Annotated in this window: 12 protein-coding genes and 1 pseudogene; 12 read left to right on the top strand and 1 reads right to left on the bottom strand. The window is 68.4% G+C overall.

Features of this window, described 5'->3' with window-relative positions; genetic code table 11:
- From QK444_RS11520 to QK444_RS11465, 12 genes and pseudogenes are all read left to right on the top strand, one after another.
- Positions 1-605 (top strand): annotated as a pseudogene (locus tag QK444_RS11520) (MFS transporter); the annotation flags it as partial.
- Positions 602-1,090: a cobalamin-dependent protein gene (locus QK444_RS11515; protein WP_282779613.1), complete on the top strand. Its 489-nt coding sequence runs from the start codon at positions 602-604 to the stop codon at positions 1,088-1,090. The pseudogene QK444_RS11520 and the gene QK444_RS11515, both read left to right, overlap by 4 nt.
- Positions 1,090-2,319 carry an ATP-grasp domain-containing protein gene (locus QK444_RS11510; RefSeq protein ID WP_282779612.1) on the top strand — a complete coding sequence of 410 codons (1,230 nt, stop codon included), beginning with the start codon at positions 1,090-1,092 and terminating at the stop codon, positions 2,317-2,319. The genes QK444_RS11515 and QK444_RS11510 overlap by 1 nt, the downstream gene beginning before the upstream one ends.
- Positions 2,316-3,800: a hypothetical protein gene (locus QK444_RS11505; protein WP_282779611.1), complete on the top strand. Its 1,485-nt coding sequence runs from the start codon at positions 2,316-2,318 to the stop codon at positions 3,798-3,800. Before QK444_RS11510 ends, QK444_RS11505 begins: the two co-directional genes overlap by 4 nt.
- Position 3,801: 1 nt before the next feature.
- Positions 3,802-5,169, top strand: a complete 1,368-nt coding sequence (locus QK444_RS11500) for a methylaspartate mutase (protein WP_282779609.1) — start codon at positions 3,802-3,804, stop codon at positions 5,167-5,169.
- Positions 5,166-6,413, top strand: coding sequence for an ATP-grasp domain-containing protein (locus QK444_RS11495; protein WP_282779607.1), 1,248 nt, complete (start codon positions 5,166-5,168; stop codon positions 6,411-6,413). The genes QK444_RS11500 and QK444_RS11495 overlap by 4 nt, the downstream gene beginning before the upstream one ends.
- A gap of 37 nt (positions 6,414-6,450) precedes the next feature.
- Positions 6,451-7,809 (top strand): cytochrome P450, encoded by a 1,359-nt coding sequence (locus QK444_RS11490; RefSeq protein ID WP_282779605.1) that lies wholly within the window; start codon positions 6,451-6,453, stop codon positions 7,807-7,809.
- A gap of 161 nt (positions 7,810-7,970) precedes the next feature.
- Entirely contained in the window at positions 7,971-16,406 is an 8,436-nt protein-coding gene (locus tag QK444_RS11485; protein WP_282779604.1) for a type I polyketide synthase, read from the top strand.
- Position 16,407: 1 nt separating this feature from the next.
- A complete protein-coding gene (locus QK444_RS11480) occupies positions 16,408-17,997 on the top strand; it encodes an NAD(P)/FAD-dependent oxidoreductase (RefSeq protein ID WP_282779603.1) in 1,590 nt (529 codons plus the stop codon).
- A gap of 28 nt (positions 17,998-18,025) precedes the next feature.
- Positions 18,026-18,943, top strand: a complete 918-nt coding sequence (locus QK444_RS11475) for an SDR family oxidoreductase (protein WP_282779601.1) — start codon at positions 18,026-18,028, stop codon at positions 18,941-18,943.
- Position 18,944: 1 nt separating this feature from the next.
- Positions 18,945-20,729 carry a long-chain-acyl-CoA synthetase gene (locus tag QK444_RS11470; protein ID WP_282779600.1) on the top strand — a complete coding sequence of 595 codons (1,785 nt, stop codon included), beginning with the start codon at positions 18,945-18,947 and terminating at the stop codon, positions 20,727-20,729.
- The gene (locus QK444_RS11465; protein ID WP_282779599.1) at positions 20,719-21,195 is read left to right on the top strand and encodes a PaaI family thioesterase; all 477 of its coding nucleotides are present in this window, start codon (positions 20,719-20,721) and stop codon (positions 21,193-21,195) included. Before QK444_RS11470 ends, QK444_RS11465 begins: the two co-directional genes overlap by 11 nt.
- Here QK444_RS11465 and QK444_RS11460 read toward each other — a convergent pair.
- Positions 21,171-21,431: pantoate--beta-alanine ligase (locus QK444_RS11460; protein ID WP_349239520.1), on the bottom strand; the 261-nt coding region annotated here is incomplete at its 5' end. The genes QK444_RS11465 and QK444_RS11460 overlap by 25 nt on opposite strands.

Genomic DNA, 21,431 nt, shown 5'->3' with positions numbered 1-21,431 from the left:
TGGTGAGCATCCGTCCGGTGCTGCTGCTCGGCGTATTGAACTTCGCCATCAATCTGGTGGTGGGTGTGCTGCTGGCGGCGAACGCGGCACTGATCACCGATGTGTTCCGGGCCCCCGATTCGGCGTACGGTCTGCTCAACACCGCGGTCGGGATCATGGGGTTGCTCAACCTGCTGCTTATTCCGATCTTGTTGCGGCACTTCGGTATCGGTCTCGTGGGCGTGACGGGCTTCACGCTGATCTGTACCGCTCTGCTGGTCGCCGCGTTCGCGCCGTCCTATCTCGTCTACGCCCCCGCCTTCGTCGCCGTGATCGTCGGGGCGGCGCTCTACAACGTCTACAACCGCACCCAGCGCCTCAAGGTGATCCCCGGCGAGCACCTCGGCAAGGTGATGGGCCCGTTCTATCTGCTCAACCTGGTGTCCTATCCGATCGCGGGACTCATGATCGGCGGGGTGGGCGCCAGCGTCGGCCCCCAGCGGCTCGTGCTGTGGCTCAGCGCTCTGCTGTGCCTGTGCGGCGCGGTCCTGCTGCCGCTGACCATGGCCGCCTTCCGCAAGGCGCTGCAACACCGCGAGATCGCTACCGTGGAGGTCGAGGCATGAACAGTCGCTTCCGGTGTGTGCTGTGCACCGTCGAATCCGATTCCCATCTCTGGAATCTGGTCTACCTGCACAAGCTGCTCGAGGAGTACGGAGCGTGGGTGCGCAATCTGGGCACCTGCACGCCGACCGACGAGGTCACCCGCGCGCTGCGCGAGGATCGGCCGGATCTGCTGGTGGTGTCGAGCGTCAACGGGCACGGATTCCACGGTGCGCGGGTGCTGCTGTCGGCCGTCCACGCCGACGGGTCGGCCGTGCCGTGCGTCATCGGCGGCAAGCTGACGACCGCGGTCTCCGACGACGACCGGGTGCGCCGCGAGCTGCTCGATGCCGGCTACCTGGATGTCTTCACCGGAGACGACGCCATAGACCGGTTTCGCGTACTGCTGGATTTCGGTATCGCGCAGGGTTTCTCGTCCTGGCGCGCCGAGCCCGCCGTCCCCACTCCCTGGGACAGCGGGCAGATCACGACACCGGAGGTGCGTTGATGCACATCGTCATCGTCAACAAGTGGCCGCGGTTCAGCGACGGGGTGCGCTGGGACAACGAGCTCACCCGCTACGAGGAGTTCATCGACCACGACGCCCACCGGGTGAGCTACATCGTGGACGGTCCCGGCGCCGACGGCGTGCTGGCCGCTCCCGAGCGAATCGCTTGCCGGGTAACGGTTTCCGATGTGAACGACGTGTCCGAGCTGGGGGCGGCCGTCGGCGAGGTCATCGAGCGGGTGGGCCCGGTGGACCTGCTGATCGCGCTCTCGGAGTTCACGCTGGAGACCGCGGCGCGGGTGCGCGAGCGGTTCGCGATTCCCGGGCCGACGGTCGACGAGGTCGCCGTCTACCGGGACAAGGTGCGGATGAAGCAGGTACTGGCCGCGGCGGGCCTGCGCGTACCCCGCTTCGCCCGCTGCGATCGGGCCTGGTCCTTCGCGGCCGAATGCGGGTATCCGCTGATCCTCAAACCGGTCGACTCCGCCGCCAGTATCGGCGTGCTGCGGGTGGACGACGCGGCCGAACTGGAAGCCGCGCTGGCGACCGTCGATTCGTCCCGCTACGAGATCGAGGAGTTCATCGCGGGCGATATCTACCACGTCGACGGTTTCGCCGACGACGACTCCCGGATCACCTTCCAGGCGACCGCACGCTACATCAACGACTGCCTGTCGTTCACCGGCGGCACGCCGCTCGGCTCGGTGCTGCTCGGTCCGTCGCCGCGGCGCACCCTGCTGGAGGGCTTCGCCCGGCAGGTCGTCGCCGCGTTGCGCCTGCGCCGGTTGCCTTTCCACCTCGAGATCTTCCTGCCTCCGGACGGCGCGCCGGTATTCCTGGAGATCGGCGGCCGGGTGGGCGGCGCGGAGGTGCCGCACCTGATCAACAAGGCGTTCGGCGTCAACCTCTACGAACTGTGGCTGCGCGCGCTCGTGGGCGACCCGGTCGCCGCACCGTCCGCACCCGCCGACACCTCCGGGGGCTGGCTGGTCGTGCCGAAATCGGACGAGCACGCCGAACGGGTGGTGCGGGCCGGATCCATGCGGGAGCAGGTGCCGACCGTCTGGCGCGAACTGCTGCCCGAGCCCGGACAGGTGCTCTCGCCCGGCGGCTCCTACGACGCACTGCACCGCGGGCGGTTCATTCTGCTGCACGACGACGAGCATGTCGTCGAGGCGGGCATCCACAAGATCATCGAGAACTTCGACTTCGAGGCGGAACCGCTGTGAACGAGCAACAGGCCCAAGACGATCGAGCACGGTACGAGCGGCTGATCACCTTTCTCACCCCGGCCGAGCGGGACGGCGTGGCGGCGGTGGGTGACTCGCTCGTCGATGCCGCGGGCGGCCTCGACCGGATCGCCGACTACAAGGTCATGGTGGCCTACGGCGGTGGCAAGGACAGCACCTATGTGGTCGCGTTCGTGCGGGCCGTCCAGCTGCGGCTGCTGTTGGCGCACGGCACGACGTTCGGTGTCCGCGTGGCGAATATGCGTCACGCCGGGGTTCCGCGCGCGGTGATGGAGAACATCGAGCGGGTGTACGCGGCGCTGGGGCTGCTCGACGACGAACGAGCCGAGCTGCTCACCGTCGACCACACCGAGGTCCGCCGCTTCGACGTCGACCTCCCGCTGCCCGAGCACCTGGTGGCGGTCAACCGGCTCGACGTGCTGATGAACGGGCACCGGTCGGCCGGTGACGGTCGCCCCACCTTCTGCAACAGCTGCAATCTCGCGGTCGCCGACTTCTACGGTCGGGCGGTCTGGTGGGGCGGCGGCGTGGACGCCGTCATGACCGGTGATTCGCGGCGCGAGCAGATGCTCTACGCGGCGTGGATCAGGCGTCTGGCCGCGGGCATCGGCATCGATGTGCGCCGCCACGGCATGACCTTCCAGGATCTGCTGATCGCCCTGCGCGGCATCGGTGACGCCTACTTCCGGGAACTGTTCGGCGACGGGTCACCGGAGGTGGCGGCCCGCGAGGTCGCGGTGGGCGATCGCGCGGTGCAGCCCGCCTTCGTCTCCATCTACGACCTCGTCAGCTACCGGGTGCACGACCACTGGGATCTGATCGTCGACTTCCTCGGCTTCCGCTTCGACGACCTCGCCTTCAGCTTCACCGAATCCGATTGCGCCAACCCGACTCTCATGGCTCACCTACGTGGCCTGCGCGCCGAGTACGTCGAGGGCCGGACCTATGCGGCGGGCATCGGGGAGTACCTGGAATTCGCGGACACGGTGATGCGCAAGAAGGAGATGCCCGATCGGCTCATCCGGCTGGCGCTGGAGCGCTACGACTCGCCGCGGAAGATCGCCGAGCGGCGGGCGCTGGCCGACGACTACGCCGAGCGGGCCTTCGGACTCCGGCCGGACATGCTCGTCACCATGGTCTTCTCGCCGTTCACCGACGCGGGGGCGCGGCTGGCGGACTTCGTGGAGCGCTGCCATCCGACGTGGCGCGACGAGGTGCCCGCGCTGCTCGCCACGCTGCGCGGCGATGCCGCGGATGCACGGTGCGCCGCCTGGCTGCAACAGGTCTCGGGATTGTCCCTCGCTCACCTGCGCACGCTCTACCGCAGTTCCCTGGTGGACTTCGCGACCGGCGACACGGTGATGGCGCGGGTGCGCGCGGGCGATCCGCACAAGGCGCGGGTACGCACGGTGGATCCGGACTCGGGCCGCCCGACGCTCCAACTGATTTCGGGCCGGTGACGTGAGCGGATTTCTGGACCGGTTCGTGGCGGATCGGGCCGGTGCGGGACCGGTGGTCCAGCCGCGCATGGGATTCGGCACGGTATCGACCATGCGGTCGGGGCTGGCCCGGATCGCCGCCCTGGACTACCCGGTCGTCGGCACGCTGACGCTGGACAGCTACACCCGCGTCGGCGACTACACGACCCCGCTGCAACGCCTGGCCGCCGGGGAAGAGTTGAACGGGTACCCGATCGTCTCCCATCCGGTCGAGCGGACCGCCGCCCTGCTCGCCGGTCTGTACGGTCCCGCCTTCCCGGTCCAGGTGCGGCACGGCACCGCGCTGCCGCTCGGCGTCTTCCGGCGACTGGTCGAGCTCGGGCTGGACGCGACCGAGGGCGGTCCGGTCTCCTACTGCCTGCCCTACAGCAGAGTGCCGCTGCGCCAGGCGGTTCGGGCGTGGGCGGTCAGCTGCCGGTTCCTCGCCGACCACACCGAACGCGGCCATATCGAGAGTTTCGGAGGCTGCCTGCTCGGCCAACTCTGCCCGCCGTCGCTCTTGGTGGCCATGGGCGTGCTGGAGGGGTGCTTCTTCCGGCAGCACGGGCTGCGCCACATGTCCTTCAGCTACGCGCAGGGGACCTCGGCCGCGCAGGATCGCGGAGCCCTGCGCGCGCTGCGCACTCTCGCCGCGACCTATCTGGGCGATGTGACCTGGCATGTGGTGCTCTACACCTACATGGGGCTGTTCCCGCGCACACCGGACGGCGCGGAACTGCTGATCCGCGACAGCGCGCGCCTGGCCCGCGACGCCAGGTGCGAGCGGCTGATCGTGAAGACGGTGTCGGAGGCGTGGCAGATCCCGTCCATCGCCGAGAATGTGGCGGCGCTGCGCCTGGCCGCCGCGGAGATCGGGCGACCGTCCCCCGCCGAGGACACGGGCACCGGCCGTGACTGTTCCGGCCGTGACTGTTCCGGCCGTGACTACCCTGGCGATGACTACCCCGGTGATGGCAGTTCCGGCGGTGGCTACCCTGGCGACAACTGTTCCGACGACGACTATTTCGAGGAGATCCTCGACGAGGCGCGGACTCTCGTCGACGCCGTGCTCGACCTCGCCCCGGATATCGGGGACGCGCTGGTCGCGGCATTCGCCTCCGGCCTGCTGGATGTGCCCTACTGCCTGCACGCCGACAATGCGGGCGCGGCCACCTGTGTCATCGACGATCGAGGCGCGCTGCGGTGGGGTGCGCTGGGTCGGCTGCCGCTGTCTCGCGCCACCGCCGCCGACGCCTCCGCCCGACTCGGCTCCGACCGGCTCTACGCCATGCTCGAGCATGTCGCGAACCGCTACGACAGCCGCCTGATCCCCCCGAGGGGTAATCCATGACCGACCGACGCGAACCCGCCGCCGTGGTGCTGGTGGACGCACTGTCCACCGGGGCGCTGCTGGTGCCCCGGGTGCGGAACCGGTACCGGCTGATCCACATTCGGTCGCGGGCCAGCCTGCCCGCCGTCTTCGCGGCGAGCCTGCCCGTCACGCAGTTCGACGCGGACCTCTGCTACGCCGGGCGGGCCGACGAGGTCTTGGGCGTACTCGCCGAGGAGAATCCGATCGCGGTCATCGCGGCCAGCGAATTCGGGATCGAGGTGGCCGACGAGATCGCCGCGAAACTGGGGCTGCGCGGCAACGATCCGCACCGGTCCCGGGTCCGGCGCGACAAGTTCCACATGCTCGAGGCGGTGGCCGCCGCCGGGTTGCGCACCGCCGCGCAGACCCGCGCCACTACGGCGGCGGAACTGCTGGCCTGGCGGCGCGCCACCGGCCTGCGGCGCACGGTGATCAAACCGCTGGACAGCGCCGGATCCGAGGACGTTTTCGTCGCCGACTGCGACGCGCAGGTGAGCGCCGCGGTGGACACGATTCTGGGCAAGACGAATCTGATGCTGCGGACCAATGAGGCGGTGCTGGCACAGGAGTATCTCGTCGGCCGGGAGTACGTCGTCAACTCGGTCAGCCGCGACGGCGTGCACCGGATCACCGACGCATGGGCCAGTCACAAGGCGACCGTGGGCGACGAGCGCCGGATCTACGACCATGAGGATCTGCTGACGTCAGCGGATCCGCATGCGGCGGAGATCTTCGCCTACGTCCGCGGCGTGCTCGACGCGCTCGGTGTCGCCAACGGCCCCGCGCACACGGAGCTGATCCGCACCGCCGAGGGGCCGGTGCTGTTGGAGACCGGGGCTCGACTGTCCGGTTTGGCCGAACCGGACGCGCTCGACCGCTGCACCGGTGTGAACCAGGTCGATCTGACCGTGGACTGCTATCTGGACGACGGGCGGCTGCTGGCCGCGCAGCCGCCGGTGTACGCCCGACGTGAGCGGGCGCGCTGTGTGAACCTCATCGCCCGCCGGGCGACGCCGCTGCCCGCGGACGGCCTGCGCGCCGCGCTCGAATCGCTCCCGGCCTGTCAGAGCGTGCGGTTCCGGATCCGCGACCGGGCGATGACCAGGCCGACGGTCGACCTGAATTCGTCACCGGGCGTGGTGTTCCTGGTGCACTCCGAGGCCGCCGAGATCGAACGGTCGTATCACGAGCTCCGGCGAATCGAACGCGAGTTCTTGTCGTGACGTCGGCCCGGCGCTCGCCCCACCCGATCGGGGGGATGTGTCCCCCGGTGCAGCGGTCTTACGATTCTCGAAAGCATGGGCAGGTGAGAAAATGACACTGCAATACTGGTTGCGCTGGTTGTCACTCCAGGGGGTGCCGCGGCTGGTGCTGCGCGTGCAGACGATGCGCGGTGATACCTTCGCCAAAATGATGGGGCCGCAGGGGATTGCGGACCCGCACCCGTTCATCGAGCACATCCGGGCTCAGGGCAAGTTGGTGAAGACCCCGCTGCCCTGGGCGACCTGTGACTATGAGCTGTCGCGAATGATTCTGCGGGACAGCCGGTTCGGTGTTCGCAGCTCGGCCCGCATCAAGATTCCCGCGGTCTTGCAGAAGTTCGCGAATCGCGTTCCGCCACCGGCTAATCCGGCCGATCCGCCGGCCATGCTGCGGTTGAACCCGCCCGAGCACACCAAGATGCGCAAGCCGGTGGTCTCGGCGTTCACCCCGCGCGCCGTCGGCAGGCTGCGCGACCGGGTGGAGACCGTCACCGAGGAACTGCTCGACGCCCTGCCCTCGGGTGGTTCGGTCGATCTGGTCGAGACCTTCGCCTCGCGCGTGCCCCTCGCGATCATCTTCGAAATCCTCGGCATGCCCGACGAGGACCAGGACAAATTCCTGTTCTGGGGCGAGGAGATGACACCGATGCTGGATGTCGGCATCTCCTGGCCCCGGTACCACCGGGCCATGCGCGCGGCCCAGCAGTTGAACGACTACCTGGACCAGCACATCGACCGACTGCGGCGGGAACCGGGCGAGGACATCCTCAGCACCATGATCGCCAGCGGCGAATTGGATCAGTACGCGCTCAAGGCCAATGCCAGCATCATCATCGGCGCCGGTTTCGAGACCACGGCCAATTTGATCGCCAGTGCCATCACCCTGCTGTTGCGGCATCCCGAGCAGTTGGACCGATTGCGGGCCGAACCGGAATTGTGGCCCAATGCGGTCGAGGAGGTATTGCGCTGCGAGCCGCCGGTATTCATCACGGCCCGCCAGGCGTTGACCGATGTCGAATTGGAGGGCGTGCAACTGCATGCGGGCGATATGATCATGCTGTCGTTGGCCGGGGCCAATCGCGACCCCGAGATATTCGCCGATCCGCAGCGTTTCGATATCACCCGCCCGAATGCCAAGGAGCATCTGGCGTTCAGCAGTGGCGTGCATTCCTGCTTCGGCGCCAATCTGGCCCGCATGGAGGCCGCGCACGCCCTGCGTGCGCTGTTCGAGCGCTTTCCGGATATGCGAGCCGCCGCACCGCCGCGGCTCCGCCCGCAGCTCACCTTCCGCGGCTACGGCAACGTGCCCGTCCGGCTCGGTCGGCGTGCGAGTTCCACCCGATCCGTCGCTGGCTGAATATATTTCTCGCGGCCGCTGAATTGCATTCCACCCGGCCGGGGGGATGTGGACGAAAATCAATTCACATACGATTTCATTGGAAGCAGATCGTGAAATTGGATCCGATCCGCAGGTGAAATCTGCCGATAGGCATGCTGTTACAAAGGCGAGGCTTTTCGATGAATTCTGTTCACATCTCCCCGACCGATGCCATGCCGACCGAGAACGAGGGCATCGCCATCGTGGGGATCGGTTGCCGATTCCCGGGACACGTTCGCAATGTCGACGATTTCTGGCGACTCCTGCTCGAGGAACGCGACGGCGTGCGCGAGGTCCCCGACGACCGGTGGACGGCGGCGGCCTTCTACGACCGCGACGCGGGACGGCCCGGACATATGCGGACCCGAACGGGCGGCTACGTCGACGACGTCACCGCCTTCGACGCGCACTTCTTCGGCATCACACCGACCGAGGCCGCCCGCATCGACCCGCAGCAGCGGCTGTTCCTGGAGACGACCTGGGAGGCGTTGCAGGACGCGGGCATCGTCCCGGAGCGGCTCGCCGGGACGAAGACCGCCGTGTACGCCGGGGTGTCCGGCCACGACTACGGCATCATCCAGCTCAACCCCGAGAACCGCTACCTCATCGGCGGCCACACCATGACCGGAGTCACGAATTGCATTGTGGCCAACCGGGTCTCCTACCTGCTCGACCTGCGCGGCCCCAGTATGACCGTGGACACCGCGTGTTCATCATCGCTGGTCGCGATTCACCTGGCGTGCCGCAGCATTCGCTCCGGCGAGGCATCGATGGCCATCGTCGGCGGCGTCAGCACCCTGCTGCTGCCCGAGGCGACCATCGGCTTCAGCCAGGGCACGTTCCTGTCGCCCGAGGGCCGGTGCAAATCGTTCAGTGAATCCGGTGACGGCTACATCCGCAGTGAGGGTTCGGGCACCGTCGTGCTCAAGCCGGTCTCCGCCGCCGTCGCCGACGGCGACCACATCTACGCGGTGATCCGCGGCAGCGCGACGAATCAGGACGGTCGCACCAACGGCATGTCCGTGCCCAGCGAGGACGCGCAGGCACAGATGATCATCGACGCCTGCCGGGACGCGGGCGTCGCGCCGACCGATATCGGTTACATCGAGGCGCACGGGACGGGTACGCCCGTGGGCGACCCCATCGAGGCGCGGGCACTGGGAAAGGTGTTGGGAGCCGGTCGAAATGGCCAGGGTCCCTGCATTGTCGGCGCGGTGAAGTCGAATGTCGGGCACCTGGAGTCGGCGGCCGGGATGGTCGGCCTCGTCAAGGCCTGCCTGGTCGTCGAGAACGGTGAGATCCCCGCGAATCTGCATGCGGAGCATCCGAATCCGACCATCCCCTTCGAGGAGCTGGGGCTGCGGCTGGCGACGGCCCGGCAGCCGTGGCCGAATCCCGGGCCGCGCCTGGCGGGGGTGAACTCGTTCGGCTTCGGCGGCTCCAATGCCCACGTGATCCTGGAGGGGCTGCCCGTCGACGGGGAACGCACCGATCCGGTCCCGGACGGCGCGGACGCCCCCGTGCTGTTCACGCTCAGCGCGAAGACCCCGGACGCGCTGCGGGCCTACGCCGACAGTTACGCCGAATTCCTGGAGCGGCCCGCCGCCGATCTGACCGCCATCGCCTCCGCACAGGCACGGACCCGCTCCCACCACGACCATCGGCTCGCCATGGTCTGTACCTCCACCGAGGAGCTGCGCGACGCCCTGCGCGATATGGCCCGCGGCTCCGCGCCCGAGGCGCTGCACAGCGGGGCGCGGTCTACCAAGACCTCCGGCGTGGCCTTCGTCTTCTCCGGCCAGGGACCGCAGTGGTGGGGCATGGCGCGCGAATTGCTGGGCCAGAGCCCGGTATTCCGGCAGACCGTCGAGCGCGTCGACGCCGAACTGCGCAAACACGGCGACTGGAGCGTACTCGAGGAGCTGGGCCGCGATGAGGCCGACAGCCGCATCGGTGAGACCTATATCGCGCAGCCCGCGGTCTTCGCGGTGCAGCTCGGCCTGGCACGGCTGTGGCAGAGCTGGGGCATCGTGCCGGCGGCCGTGGTCGGGCACAGCATCGGCGAGGTGGCCGCCGCCTGCGTGTCGGGGGCCTTGACCTTCGAGGACGCGGTGCGCGTCATCTTCCACCGCAGCCGGGTGCAGCAGCGGGCCTCGGGCAAGGGGAAGATGCTGGCCGTCGGCCTGCCCTACCACGAGGCGGAGCGGCGCATCACCGGCTATCGGGGGCGGGTGGAAGTCGCCGCGCTCAACGGTCCGGAATCGACCGCCCTGGCCGGGGATCCCGACGCGCTCGAGGAGATTCGGGTCGAACTGGAACGCGACCGGATCTTCTGCCGCATGCTCCAGGTCAGCGTGGCCTTCCACAGCCATCACATGGATCCGCTGCGTGATGAGCTGCTGTCGTCGCTGTCCGGACTCACCTCGGGTGCGGCCGAGATTCCGATGTATTCGACCGTGAGCGCGGATGTGGTGCCGACCGGCGGGCTCGACGCCGAGTACTGGTGGCGCAATGTGCGCGAGCCGGTGCGCTTCGCGCCCACCATCGATCGGCTCATCGCCGACCAGCACCTGACCTTCGTCGAGCTGGGCCCGCACCCGATTCATTCCACCGCCATCGGCGAGCTGCTGGCCAGGCGGCAGGCCGAGGGCGTGGCGGTGGCGTCGCTGCACCGCAAGCAGAGCGATCGCGTCACCCTGCTGTCCTCGCTGGCGACGCTGTACACGAACGGATTCGATCCGGACTGGGATGCCGTGTACGACGGTGTCTCCGAACGTGTTCCGGTGCCGTTCTATCCGTGGCAGCGCGAAACCTATTGGCTGGAAACCCCGGTCTCGCGCGAGCAGCGCTTCCCGGCATTGGGCCATCCGCTGGTGGGGACCCGCAATCTCGCCGCCGACGACCCGGACAAGCACGTGTGGGAATTCGTCATGGACACCGCCGTGTACCCGTGGCTGGAGGATCATCGCGTCCAGGGACCGATCGTCTTCCCGGGCGCGGGGCACCTCGACCTGATCGTCGGCTGTGCGCAGGACGCGTTCGGTCCGGGCCGATACTCCATCGAGAACGTCGAATTCCGCAGGCCGCTTTTCGTTTTCGACGACCGCCCGGCCCCGCTGGTCCAGGTGGTGCTGACCCCGTCGTCGCACTTCACCGTGTACAGCCTCCAGGACGGTGACAAGGACTGGGTCGCGCATTCGGTCGGGACGGTGCGCCGCGGCGCACCGGATACCGAACTGCCGGTGCCGTTCTCGGAGTTCGGGGCGGACTGCCCGGTCGAGTTCGAGCCGGAGAAGGTGTTCGCGAAGTTCCGCAACAACGGCCTGCAACTCGGACCCAGCTTCCGGGCGATCACCAAACTCCAGTACGGCGAGCTGCGTTCGCTCGGGCGCATCGACACCCCGGCCGCGCTGGCCGACGAGGCGCCGCGCCACACCATTCACCCGGCGCTGCTCGACGCGTGCTTCCAGTCGCTGTCCATCGCCATGGGCAATGATCCGAATACCGAGGACAAGCACCTCTACATCCCGTTCGAGGTCAAGCGGTTCAGCTTCCACGCCAAGGCGGGCAGCCGGGTCTACTGCTACGGGCGCGCGCACGTCCTGGACGATCTCGCCTACTGCGAGGGCGATCTCTGGCTGGTCAACGAGGACGGCACGCTGGTGGCCGAATTCGAGGGCTTCAAGGGCAAGTCGATCACCCAGAGCACCGAGGACCGCGACGCGCTGTCGCAGTGGCTCTACGAGTACCGGTGGCGTCCGGACCTGGTGCGCACGAAAACCCTGCTGCCCGCCGATTTCGTGCCCTCGGACGCGGCGCTGCACGCGGCGGCCGAACCGGTGCTCGACGAGGTGCGGAACTGGTCGGTCAACCGCGACTACCACGCGGTGACCGAGGCGGAGATGAACCGGCTGTGCCTGGCCTATGTGACCGAAGGCTTCCACCAGCTGGGCATGGACTTCACACCGGGGCGGCGCTTCACCCTCGACGAGGCCGCCCGGGAGATGGGCGTGCGCGACAAGCACCGCGACTATCTCGCTCGCCTGCTGGAATTGTGCACCCGTCACGGGATCACCGGCGCGGACGGGGACGGCTGGCGGATCGAGCGGGTGCCCGCCCGGGTCGACACGGCCGCGGAGCTGGCCGCGCTGCGCGAACGGCATCCCGAATGCGAGGCCGAGTATCTGGTGCTGGAGCGGTGTGGTCCGAGGCAGGCGGCCGTCCTGCGCGACGAGGTGAATCCGATCGAACTCATCTTCCCCGAGAGCGAGTTCCAATCGGTGGTCGATCTCTACGAGTCGTCGTTCTCCTTCGAGCGCTGCAACCGCACGGTCGCCGCACTCGTCGCGGAATGCGTCCGCGGGCTGCCGGACGACCGGCCGGTGCGGGTGCTGGAGATCGGCGCGGGCACCGCGGGCACGACCGGATGGATTCTGTCCGAACTGCCCGCCGACCGCGCGGAGTACGTGTTCACCGACATCACCCAGCTGTTCCTGGGCAAGGCGCGGCAGCGTTTCGCCGACCACGACTTCGTGGACTACCGGATTCTCGACATCGAAACCGATATCGTGGAACAGGGTTTCGATCCGCACTACTTCGACATCGTGGTGGCGGCGAATGTCCTGCACGCCACCGAGAAGCTGCGGACCACGCTGGACAATGTCACCCGGCTGCTCACCTCGCGCGGCCTGATGGTGATCGTCGAGGAGACGAATCCGCCGCACTGGGTCGATCTGACCTTCGGCATGACCGACGGGTGGTGGCGTTTCGCCGACCACGACCTGCGCCCGGACTACCCGTTGATGTCGGAGGCCACCTGGCGGGAGTTCCTGCCCACCGCGGGCTTCGAACACGTGCAGATCTTCTCCGATATGACCGATCCGGAGCAGACCGGCTGCTCGGTCATCGTGGCGCGGGCACCCGAGGTGGATCTCGAGCCGCATCAGCCGCGCGTCGAACCGGGGGCGTGGGTGGTGCTGGCGGACGCCGAAGGCGTTGCCGAACAGTATCTCTCGTTGCTCGGCTCGGCTGCCGCCGACAGTGTGGTGGTCACTCGCGGCGACGCCTACGAACAGGTCGACACCCACGCCTTCCGGGTCGACCCGACCAGCGCCGCGGACCTCGAGCGGGTACTCGGGCAGATCCGCGACCGCGCCGGGACCGTGGCCGGGGTGCTGCATCTGTGGAACCTGGACTTCGCCGCGACGGACCTCACCACCGAGCTGCTGGCCCAGGTGGAGAGCCACGCCGCCTACAGCGTCATCGCGCTGGCACAGGCCGTCGAGAAGCTGGAACAGCCGGTGGCGCCACGCTTCTGGGTGGCCACGTCCGGCGGGCCGCTGGTGGAGCGGGGCGACAGCGTCGCGGTGTCGCAGCTGCCGAGCTGGGGCATCCTCCGGGTGCTGCTGAGCGAGCACAGCAGTCTGCGCGCGAAGATCATCGACTTCGATCCGGCCGCCCCCGCCGACCGGCGGGCCGCGCAGCTCTTCGATGAACTCCTGCACGTGCGGACCGCGGACGAGGAGGTCGCCTATCGCGGCGACAGCCGCTACACCGACCGCTTCGAGCACCTCTCGCTCGCCGAATTCGAGGCATCGGTCGCGACGCCCGCCCGGGTGTCGGACGACACCGCCTTCGCACTGTCCGTCCCGGCCGAGCCCGGTATCGAGGAACTGCGCTACGAGCGGCAGGTGCGGCCGGACCTCGGTGCCACCGAGGTCGCCATCCGGCCGGAGGCGACCGGACTGAACTTCCGCGACATCATGCTGACCCTCGGCGCGCTGTCGGAGGGGGCGACCTTCGGCGGGTTCTACGAGAAGAACCTCGGCGTGGAGTGCGCGGGCGTGGTCACCGCGGTCGGGACGGAGGTCGAGGGCCTCGCCGTCGGCGATCGCGTGATCGCTTTCGCCCGAGGCTGTTTCGGCTCGTCGGTGGTCACCGATGCCCGCCGTGTCTACCCCGCACCGGAGAACCTGTCCGCCGTCGAGGCCGCCACCCTGCCGATGGCCTATCTGACCGCGTGGTACGCGCTGATGGAAGTGGGCCGGCTGCGGGCGGGGGAGCGGGTGCTCGTGCACGCCGCCGCCGGTGGTGTCGGTCTGGCCGCCGTCCACATCGCCCATTCCGTCGGGGCGACCGTGCTGGCCACCGCGGGCAGCCCGGAGAAGCGGGACCATCTGCGCGGCCTCGGCGTGGCGGAGGTGTTCGACTCCCGATCCCTGGCCTTCGCCGACGAGATCCGGCAGCGCTGCGACGGCGTCGACCTGGTGCTGAATTCCCTTCAGGGCGAGACCATTCCGAAGAGCCTCGAACTGCTGCGGCCCCGGGGTCGGTTCATCGAGATCGGCAAGAAGGACATCTACGACAACTACCAGCTGGGCTTGCGGCCCTTCGGCAACAACCTCAGCTACTCGGCCGTCGACATCGACCGAATGCTGTTGGAGGATCCGGAGCTGTGCCGCGAGTCCATGACCGCGGTGCTCGACCGGGTGATCGCCGGAACGCTCCCGGCCTTGCCGCACACCGATTTCGGTGCCGCGGAGGTGGCCTCGGCATTCCGCTACATGGCCACCGCCAAGCAGATCGGCAAGGTCGTCGTCGCATACGAGCCCGACAGTGAGGTCCTGGTCTATCCGACCGCGACCGACGCCGTCGCGGTCGACGCGGACGGCACGTACCTGATCACCGGCGGCTACACGGGCTTCGGCCTGCGCACCGCCCAGTGGCTGGTGGACAACGGTGCGCGCACCGTGGTGCTGGTGGGCCGCCGGGCGCAGGTCGACGCCGAGAACGAGCAGCCCATCGCGGCCATGCGGGCCGCGGGCGCCACCGTGGTGCTCGAGCGCGCCGACGTCTCGGTCGAGGCGGAGGTCGAGGGTCTGCTGGAACGCATCGCATCGCTGCCGCCGCTGCGCGGTATCTACCACGCCGCCATGGTCATCGCGGACGGGCCGCTGGCCACCATGACCGAGGCGGACTTCCTGCGCGCGGTGCGGCCCAAGGTCGACGGCGCCTGGCATCTGCACCACCACACCCGGTCGCTGGAGCTGGACGCCTTCGTCATGTTCTCCTCCATGAGCTGGAACGTGGGCACCCCGGGGCAGGCGAACTACGCCGCGGCCAACGGATTCCTGGAAGCGCTGGCGCTGCACCGCCGGGAACTCGGACTGCCCGCGCTGACGGTCAACTGGGGCGCCATCGCGGAGGTCGGATTCGTCGCCCGCAACAAGCTCGACACGCTCTCCTGGCTGGGTTGGACCCCCATCTCGCCCGACCACGCCCTGGACTTCATCGGCCGGTGCCAGGCGCAGGGTGTCAGCCGCGCCAGCGTATTCGGCGTGAACTGGGCGAAGATGAACCAGGTCATGCCGATCGTGCGCAGCTCGCCGCGACTGGCCCATCTCACCGCACAGTCCACCGCCGGTGCCGCGGCCGCGTTCGGCACCGAGGGGTTGCGGGCCGAACTGTTCGAGCTCCCCGAGCCCGAGCGCGCGCCACGGCTGGTCACCGCACTGTCGCAACAGATCTCACGGATCTTCGACATGCCGGTCGAGCGCCTCGCCCAGGATGTCGGCCTGACCGATCTCGGCATGGACTCGCTGATGGCGGGCCAGATCCGCAATATGCTGGCCAAACACCTCGAGATCGACTTCCCGACCATGGGCCTGATGCGCGGTCCGAGCATCGTCGAGCTCGCGGACGAGGTGCTCGCCCAGCTGCTGGGCGAAACATCCGGGGTCGCGACGGCTCCGGCCGTCCCGGCCACCGGACCGGAGCGCTGGATCCGCACCGTGGTCGGCCGCTCCAATACCGCGTCGGTGCGCCTGTTCGCCCTGCCCTTCGTCGGCGGCGCGGCCTCGGTGTTCACCCCGTGGCCCAACCACCTGCCGGACACGGTGGAGGTGGTGGGAATCCAGTTCCCGGGCCGCGAGGACCGGATCGAGGACGTCCCGATCGACGCCATGCCGGAGTTCGTGGCGGAGCTGGCCGAGGCCATGCTGCCCTACCTGGACCGCACCTTCGTCGTCTACGGGCACAGCATGGGCGGACTGCTCGCCTACGAGCTCACCCGGTACCTCGAACAGCAGTACAACGAGGTGCCGATGAAGCTCATCATCGGCGGCTGGCCCTCGCCGGTGCTGGTCGAGGACTACGTGCGCAACCTGAATCACATTCGCGACGGCTTCGACTTGGCGAGCGAATCCGACAGCCGGGTGCTGGCGGTGCTGCGGGACAACAAACTGCTCGACATTCCCGTCGAGGAGGAGGCGGCGATCATGCACTGGCTGCCCGCCATCCGCGCGGATCTGAAGATGCTGGGCGACTACCGCTTCCACAACGGGTACACGCTGCGCGCCCCGATCTCGGTGCTGCGCGGCGCGGACGATCCGGTGTTCGAGGAGTCACAGCTGGAGGGCTGGGGCAAGCTGACCAGCGGCGGGTTCTCGCTCACCACGGTGCCCGGCGGCCATCTGTTCATCCAGAACCCGGACCCGCGGGTCATGGGGACCATCGCCGCGGAACTGTCCGCCGAGGACGCGTTCCCGAGCTTCACGAGCCTGGTGGAAGGGCGCTGACATGACGAATCACGCGACGACGAATCCGGCCGAACGATACGACGTGGTGGTCTGCGGCGGCGGCCTGGCGGGACTGACGCTGTCGAGACAGCTCAAGCGCGCCATGCCCGAGCTGTCGGTGCTGGTGGTGGAGCGCACCGCGGGCGACGTCATCCCCGACGGCGCGTACAAGGTGGGGGAGGCCACCGTCGAGGGCGGCGCGCACTACTTCACCGAACAGCTCGGCCTCGCCGGGCATTTCAACACCAGGCACCTGCACAAGCTCGGGCTGCGCATGTTCTTCGGCGATGCGCACGGTCCGTTCGAGGCACGGCCGGAGTTGGGTGCCCGGCGGTTCCCGCGAGTCCCGTCGTATCAGATCGACCGCGGCATCTTCGAGCGCGAATTGCGGCGCGGGGTGCGGGAACTCGGCGTCGACCTGATCGAGCAGGCGAAGGTGGCCGATGTCGACCTGGCGACCGGCGAGGACGACCATGTCGTGCACATCGAGATGCCCGGCGCGGGCGCGGATCGGGCGGTGCGGGCGCGGTTCGTCGCGGACGCGACCGGTCGGCGGCGGCTGTTGCAGCGCAAGCTGGAGTTGGGCACCCCGAGCCCGCACAAGATCAACGCGGTGTGGTGGCGATTCCGCGGCGAGTACGACGTCGAGCGGATGACCGACACCACCAGCCTGACCTGGCGACCGAAAACCCAGGAGCGCCGGTGGTTCTCGACCAATCACCTGATGGGCGCCGGGTACTGGGTGTGGATGATCCCGCTGTCGTCGGGGAACACCAGCATCGGCATCGTGACCGACGAGCGCATCCACCCGTTCAGCGGCTATGCCACGGAAGCCAAAGCGCGGCAATGGCTCGGCGAGTACGAGCCGACGCTGGGGAACTTCATCCGGGACGCCGAGCCGATCGACTTCCTGCGCATGCGCAACGCGAGTTACGGTTCGCGGCAGATCTTCTCGCATCACCGGTGGGCCTGTCTCGGTGAGGCGGCGGTCTTCCTGGATGCCTTCTACAGTCCCGGATCGGATTTCATCGCCTACACCAACCACATCACGACGCGGCTCGTCGAACTCGATCGCGCGGGCCGGCTCACCGCGGAGGTCGCCGCGACCTACAACCGGCTCATGCTCGAGGATCTGTGGCCGAACTACCTGGCGATGTACCACGAGAACTATCCCAGCTTCGGCAGTGCGCCCGCCATGTTCACCAAGGTGATGTGGGATACCTCGTTCTACTGGGCGCTGCCGTCCTCGCTGCTGTTCCACGGGCTGATCGCGAACGAGGACGCGGCGGCGGAGTTCCATCCCATCGCGACGAGATTCCAGGGGATCCAGCACCGTATGCAGGCGAATCTGCGGGCCTTCGCCGCGCAGGCCCCGCAACCGGACAAGTACCTGTTCGTCGAGTACAGCAAGATTCCCATCTGCGCTCAGCTGCACCTGGACCTGCTCACCGACAAGACCGCCACCCAGACATTCCGCGATATGCGCCGCAATGTCGACCGGTTGGAGGCGTGGGCGGAGTCGTTCGAGCAGGAAGTCGGCAAACAGTACGACCTCCCCCAACGGGAGCCCGCGGTGGCGGTCGCCGAATGACCGCGGTGACGAGCGAGAGGAGTGGAATGTGACCCAGTTCCAGGATCGGGTGGCGATCATCACCGGCGGCAGCCGGGGTATCGGCAAGGCGCTGGCGCTGGCCCTGGCCGAGCGGGGCACCAATGTCGTGATCGGCGCGAAGACCATGGAGGCCGGTGGGCGGCTGCCGGGCACCGTGCCCGAGACGGTCCGCGAGGTAGAGCAGCGCGGCGCGCAGGCCCTGGGCGTGCGCTGCGACGTGCGCTCCGAGGCGGACCTGAAGAATCTCGTCGACCGGACCGTGGAGCGCTTCGGCCGGGTCGACATCCTGGTCAACAATGCCGGGGCGATGTGGTTGCAGACGGTCGAGGGCACCCCGCACAAACGGTACGACCTGGTGATGGCCATCAACGCCCGCGCGCCGTTCCTGTTGGCGCACCACTGCATTCCGCATATGCGCGCGGGCGGCTGGGGGCACATCGTCAATCTGAGCCCGCCGCTGGATCCTGAGGGCATCCAGCACATGGGCGGCAAGGTGGCGTACATGTCGTCCAAGCTCAACGCCACCCTGCTGACACTGGGGTTGGGGAAGGAGGTCGCGGCGGACGGCATCGCCTGCAATACGATCTGGACGCGCACGCTGATCGGGACGCTGGCGACGCAGAATCTCGGCATCGGCAGCCCCGAGGACTGGCGCACCGAGGACATCGTGGTCGACGCCATACTGGCCGTGCTGGAACAGGATCCGGCGACGTTCACCGGCAACTCGCTGCTCGACGATGAGATCCTGGCGCGGTTCAAGGGCATCGAGGACCTGTCGCGGTACCGGTTCGTGCCCGACAAGGAACCGACGCCGATGACCTGGGAGCGTTGGGATCTCGTCGCCGAGGTCGCCCGGCAGCTGTACTTCCAGGCCATGGTGTCGGCCGACAAGGCGAAAGCGGCGGCGCTGTCGGAGGGCGCCTGACGTGCCGACCCATCGCATCGGGTCGTACGCGGTTCTCGCCCGGGGATTGCTCGAGGGCGCGGGCTCCAATCGGACGCTCGCGCTCGAGCTGGAACGGCGGGCCCGCAGCCGGGCGGCGCACCCGTTCCTGCTCTACGCCGATCGGCGCTTCGACTACGCGCACGCCAATCGCATCGTCAACACCGTCGCGCACGCGTATCGGGCCGCCGGGCTGCGCAAGGGCGACGTGCTCGCCCTGATCATGGAGAATCGGCCCGAGTTCCTCTGGCACTACCTGGCCGCGGGCAAGCTCGGTGTCATTGTGGCGCTGGTCAATACGCAGTCCCGCGGGGACGGCCTGGTACACGCCCTGACGGTGTGCGGGGCCCGGCGGGTGATCGTCGGTTCGGAGTGCCTGCCCGCCTTCCTTGCGATCCGAGACCGGCTGCCGGATGAGCTGGCAGACGGCTGCTCGGTGGACCTGGATCCCGACGGAACAGACTGCGACACAGCGGATCTGGAGTCGTTCACGCCGAGCGAGACGGTGACCGATCCGATCGACACCGCCGGGCACGCCCTCGGCGACACCGGCGCGTATGTCTTCACCAGCGGCACGACCGGGCTGCCCAAGGCCGCCGTGATGAGCTACCAGCGGCTGACCAGCGTCGGGCGGGTGCTCGGCGCGCTGGCGTGGCGACTGGAACCGGGGGATGTGGTGTACAACTGCCTGCCGCTGTTCCACACCCACGCCCTGGTGATCCCCCTCGCGAGCGTCCTCACCCACGGCTCGACCCTGGCACTGGGCCGCCGGTTCTCCGCGGGCGGGTTCTGGCACGACATCCACCGTTTCGGGGCAACGGGTTTCAACTACATCGGGGAGATGTGCCGGTATCTGGTCAATACTCCGCCCGGCCCGTACGACGACCGGCAGCGGGTGCGGGTGATCGTGGGTCAGGGGTTGCAGGCCGATATCTGGGCCACCCTCCGGGAGCGGTTCGCCATCGACCGGATCGTCGAGATGTACGCGTCCACCGAGGGGAACATCGCCACGCTCAACCTGTCCGGCACCGTCGGCTCGGTCGGGAAGCTGCGCCTCGGCGGCACCCTCGCGCAATGGGATTTCGAGCGGGACGATTTCGTGCGTGCCAACGGGCGGCTGGTGCGCTGCGGGCCGGGCGACGTCGGGATGCTGCTCGGCCCGATTCGCGAGCGCACCCCGTTCGCCGGATATCGGGATCCCGAGGCCACCCGCGCCAAGATTGTCACCGACGCCTTTCGCGACGGCGACGCGCTGTTCGTCACGGGTGATCTGTTCCGCGTGGACGATCGGGGGAATCTGTTCTTCGTGGACCGGCTGGGTGACACCTTCCGGTACAAGGGCGAGAACGTCTCGACCACGGAGGTGCAGGAGCAGCTGGTGCGATGTCCCGACATCGCGGAGGCCATGGTGTACGGCGTGCCGGTGCCCGGCCGGGAGGGGCGGGCCGGGATGGCGGCGGTCGTGCTCGCCGATGGGGCCCGCTTCGACGGCGCGGCGATCGCCGCGCGGTTGGACGAGGCCCTGCCATCCTATGCGCGGCCGGTCTTCATTCGGGTATGCTCCTCACTGAAAACTACAGCGACACTTAAGGTTTCGAAACTGTCGCGACAGCGCGAGGGCTTCGCCCCGCATGCGGGGGAGCCGGTCTACGTGCGCGACGGCAGCGACCGTGTGTACACCGAACTCACGCCGGAACGCTATGCCGCCATCATTCGCGATCACCACCATGCGCGATCAACACCTGAAGGAGCCGTCCATGAGCGATGACACCACCATTACGGGCCACGACGAGATTATGAAGCACGCCCTCGCGCTGTTCGACCACCTTCCGGTCCCGCCGGGCGTCGAACTGAAGCTGCCGCCGCCGTCCACGACGACACTGGAGATGCGCTTCGAGGAATTCGTCCCCGGCACATCGTTGTCGGCCACGGTGACGGTGGCCGCGAAGTACGGAAACGTCATGGGGCTGCTGCAAGGCGGCTTCCTCGCCGCCATGTTCGACGATCTCATGGCCCCGCTCGGCTACCTGACCGCGCGGAATCCGACGACGAGCATGGAGCTGACGACGCATTTCCTGCGCCCGGTATTCGTCGGTGAGCACCTGACGCTGACCGCCACCGTGCGCAAACGCGGCCAGTCGGTCATGTACATCGCCGCCGAGGCGGTCAACGCGAACGGCAAACTGGTGGCGACGGCCATGTCCGCGATTCAGGTCATGCCCCTGTCGAAGTAGACGGCCCGCGAAGTAGACGACCGCGGAGCGGACAACCGCACCGCCATATTGTCGATCAGCCGGGTCGCGCCCACGCGCGCCGCCACCAGCAGGCGCGCGTCACCGCGGGCGGGTGCGGGGCCCAGCGCGGGATCCCGCAGTTCCAGATACTCCACCGCCACCGCGGGATCGGCCGACAGCAGCGCGTCGGCGGGCGCCGGCCCCCCCAAACCCCCCCACGCCCCCCCCCCCCCCCC

This window comes from Nocardia sp. CC201C, from assembly GCF_030010695.1.
GTDB lineage: Bacteria > Actinomycetota > Actinomycetes > Mycobacteriales > Mycobacteriaceae > Nocardia > Nocardia otitidiscaviarum.
The sequence above is the reverse complement of the archived record's forward strand: the minus strand, read 5'-3'. Positions and strand labels throughout refer to the sequence as shown.

Coding starts and splice junctions, on each gene's coding strand:
- QK444_RS11515 (WP_282779613.1), top strand. CDS start 602: ATGAACAGTCGCTTCCGGTGTGTGCTGTGCACCGTCGAATCCGATTCC.
- QK444_RS11510 (WP_282779612.1), top strand. CDS start 1,090: ATGCACATCGTCATCGTCAACAAGTGGCCGCGGTTCAGCGACGGGGTG.
- QK444_RS11495 (WP_282779607.1), top strand. CDS start 5,166: ATGACCGACCGACGCGAACCCGCCGCCGTGGTGCTGGTGGACGCACTG.
- QK444_RS11485 (WP_282779604.1), top strand. CDS start 7,971: ATGAATTCTGTTCACATCTCCCCGACCGATGCCATGCCGACCGAGAAC.
- QK444_RS11480 (WP_282779603.1), top strand. CDS start 16,408: ATGACGAATCACGCGACGACGAATCCGGCCGAACGATACGACGTGGTG.
- QK444_RS11465 (WP_282779599.1), top strand. CDS start 20,719: ATGAGCGATGACACCACCATTACGGGCCACGACGAGATTATGAAGCAC.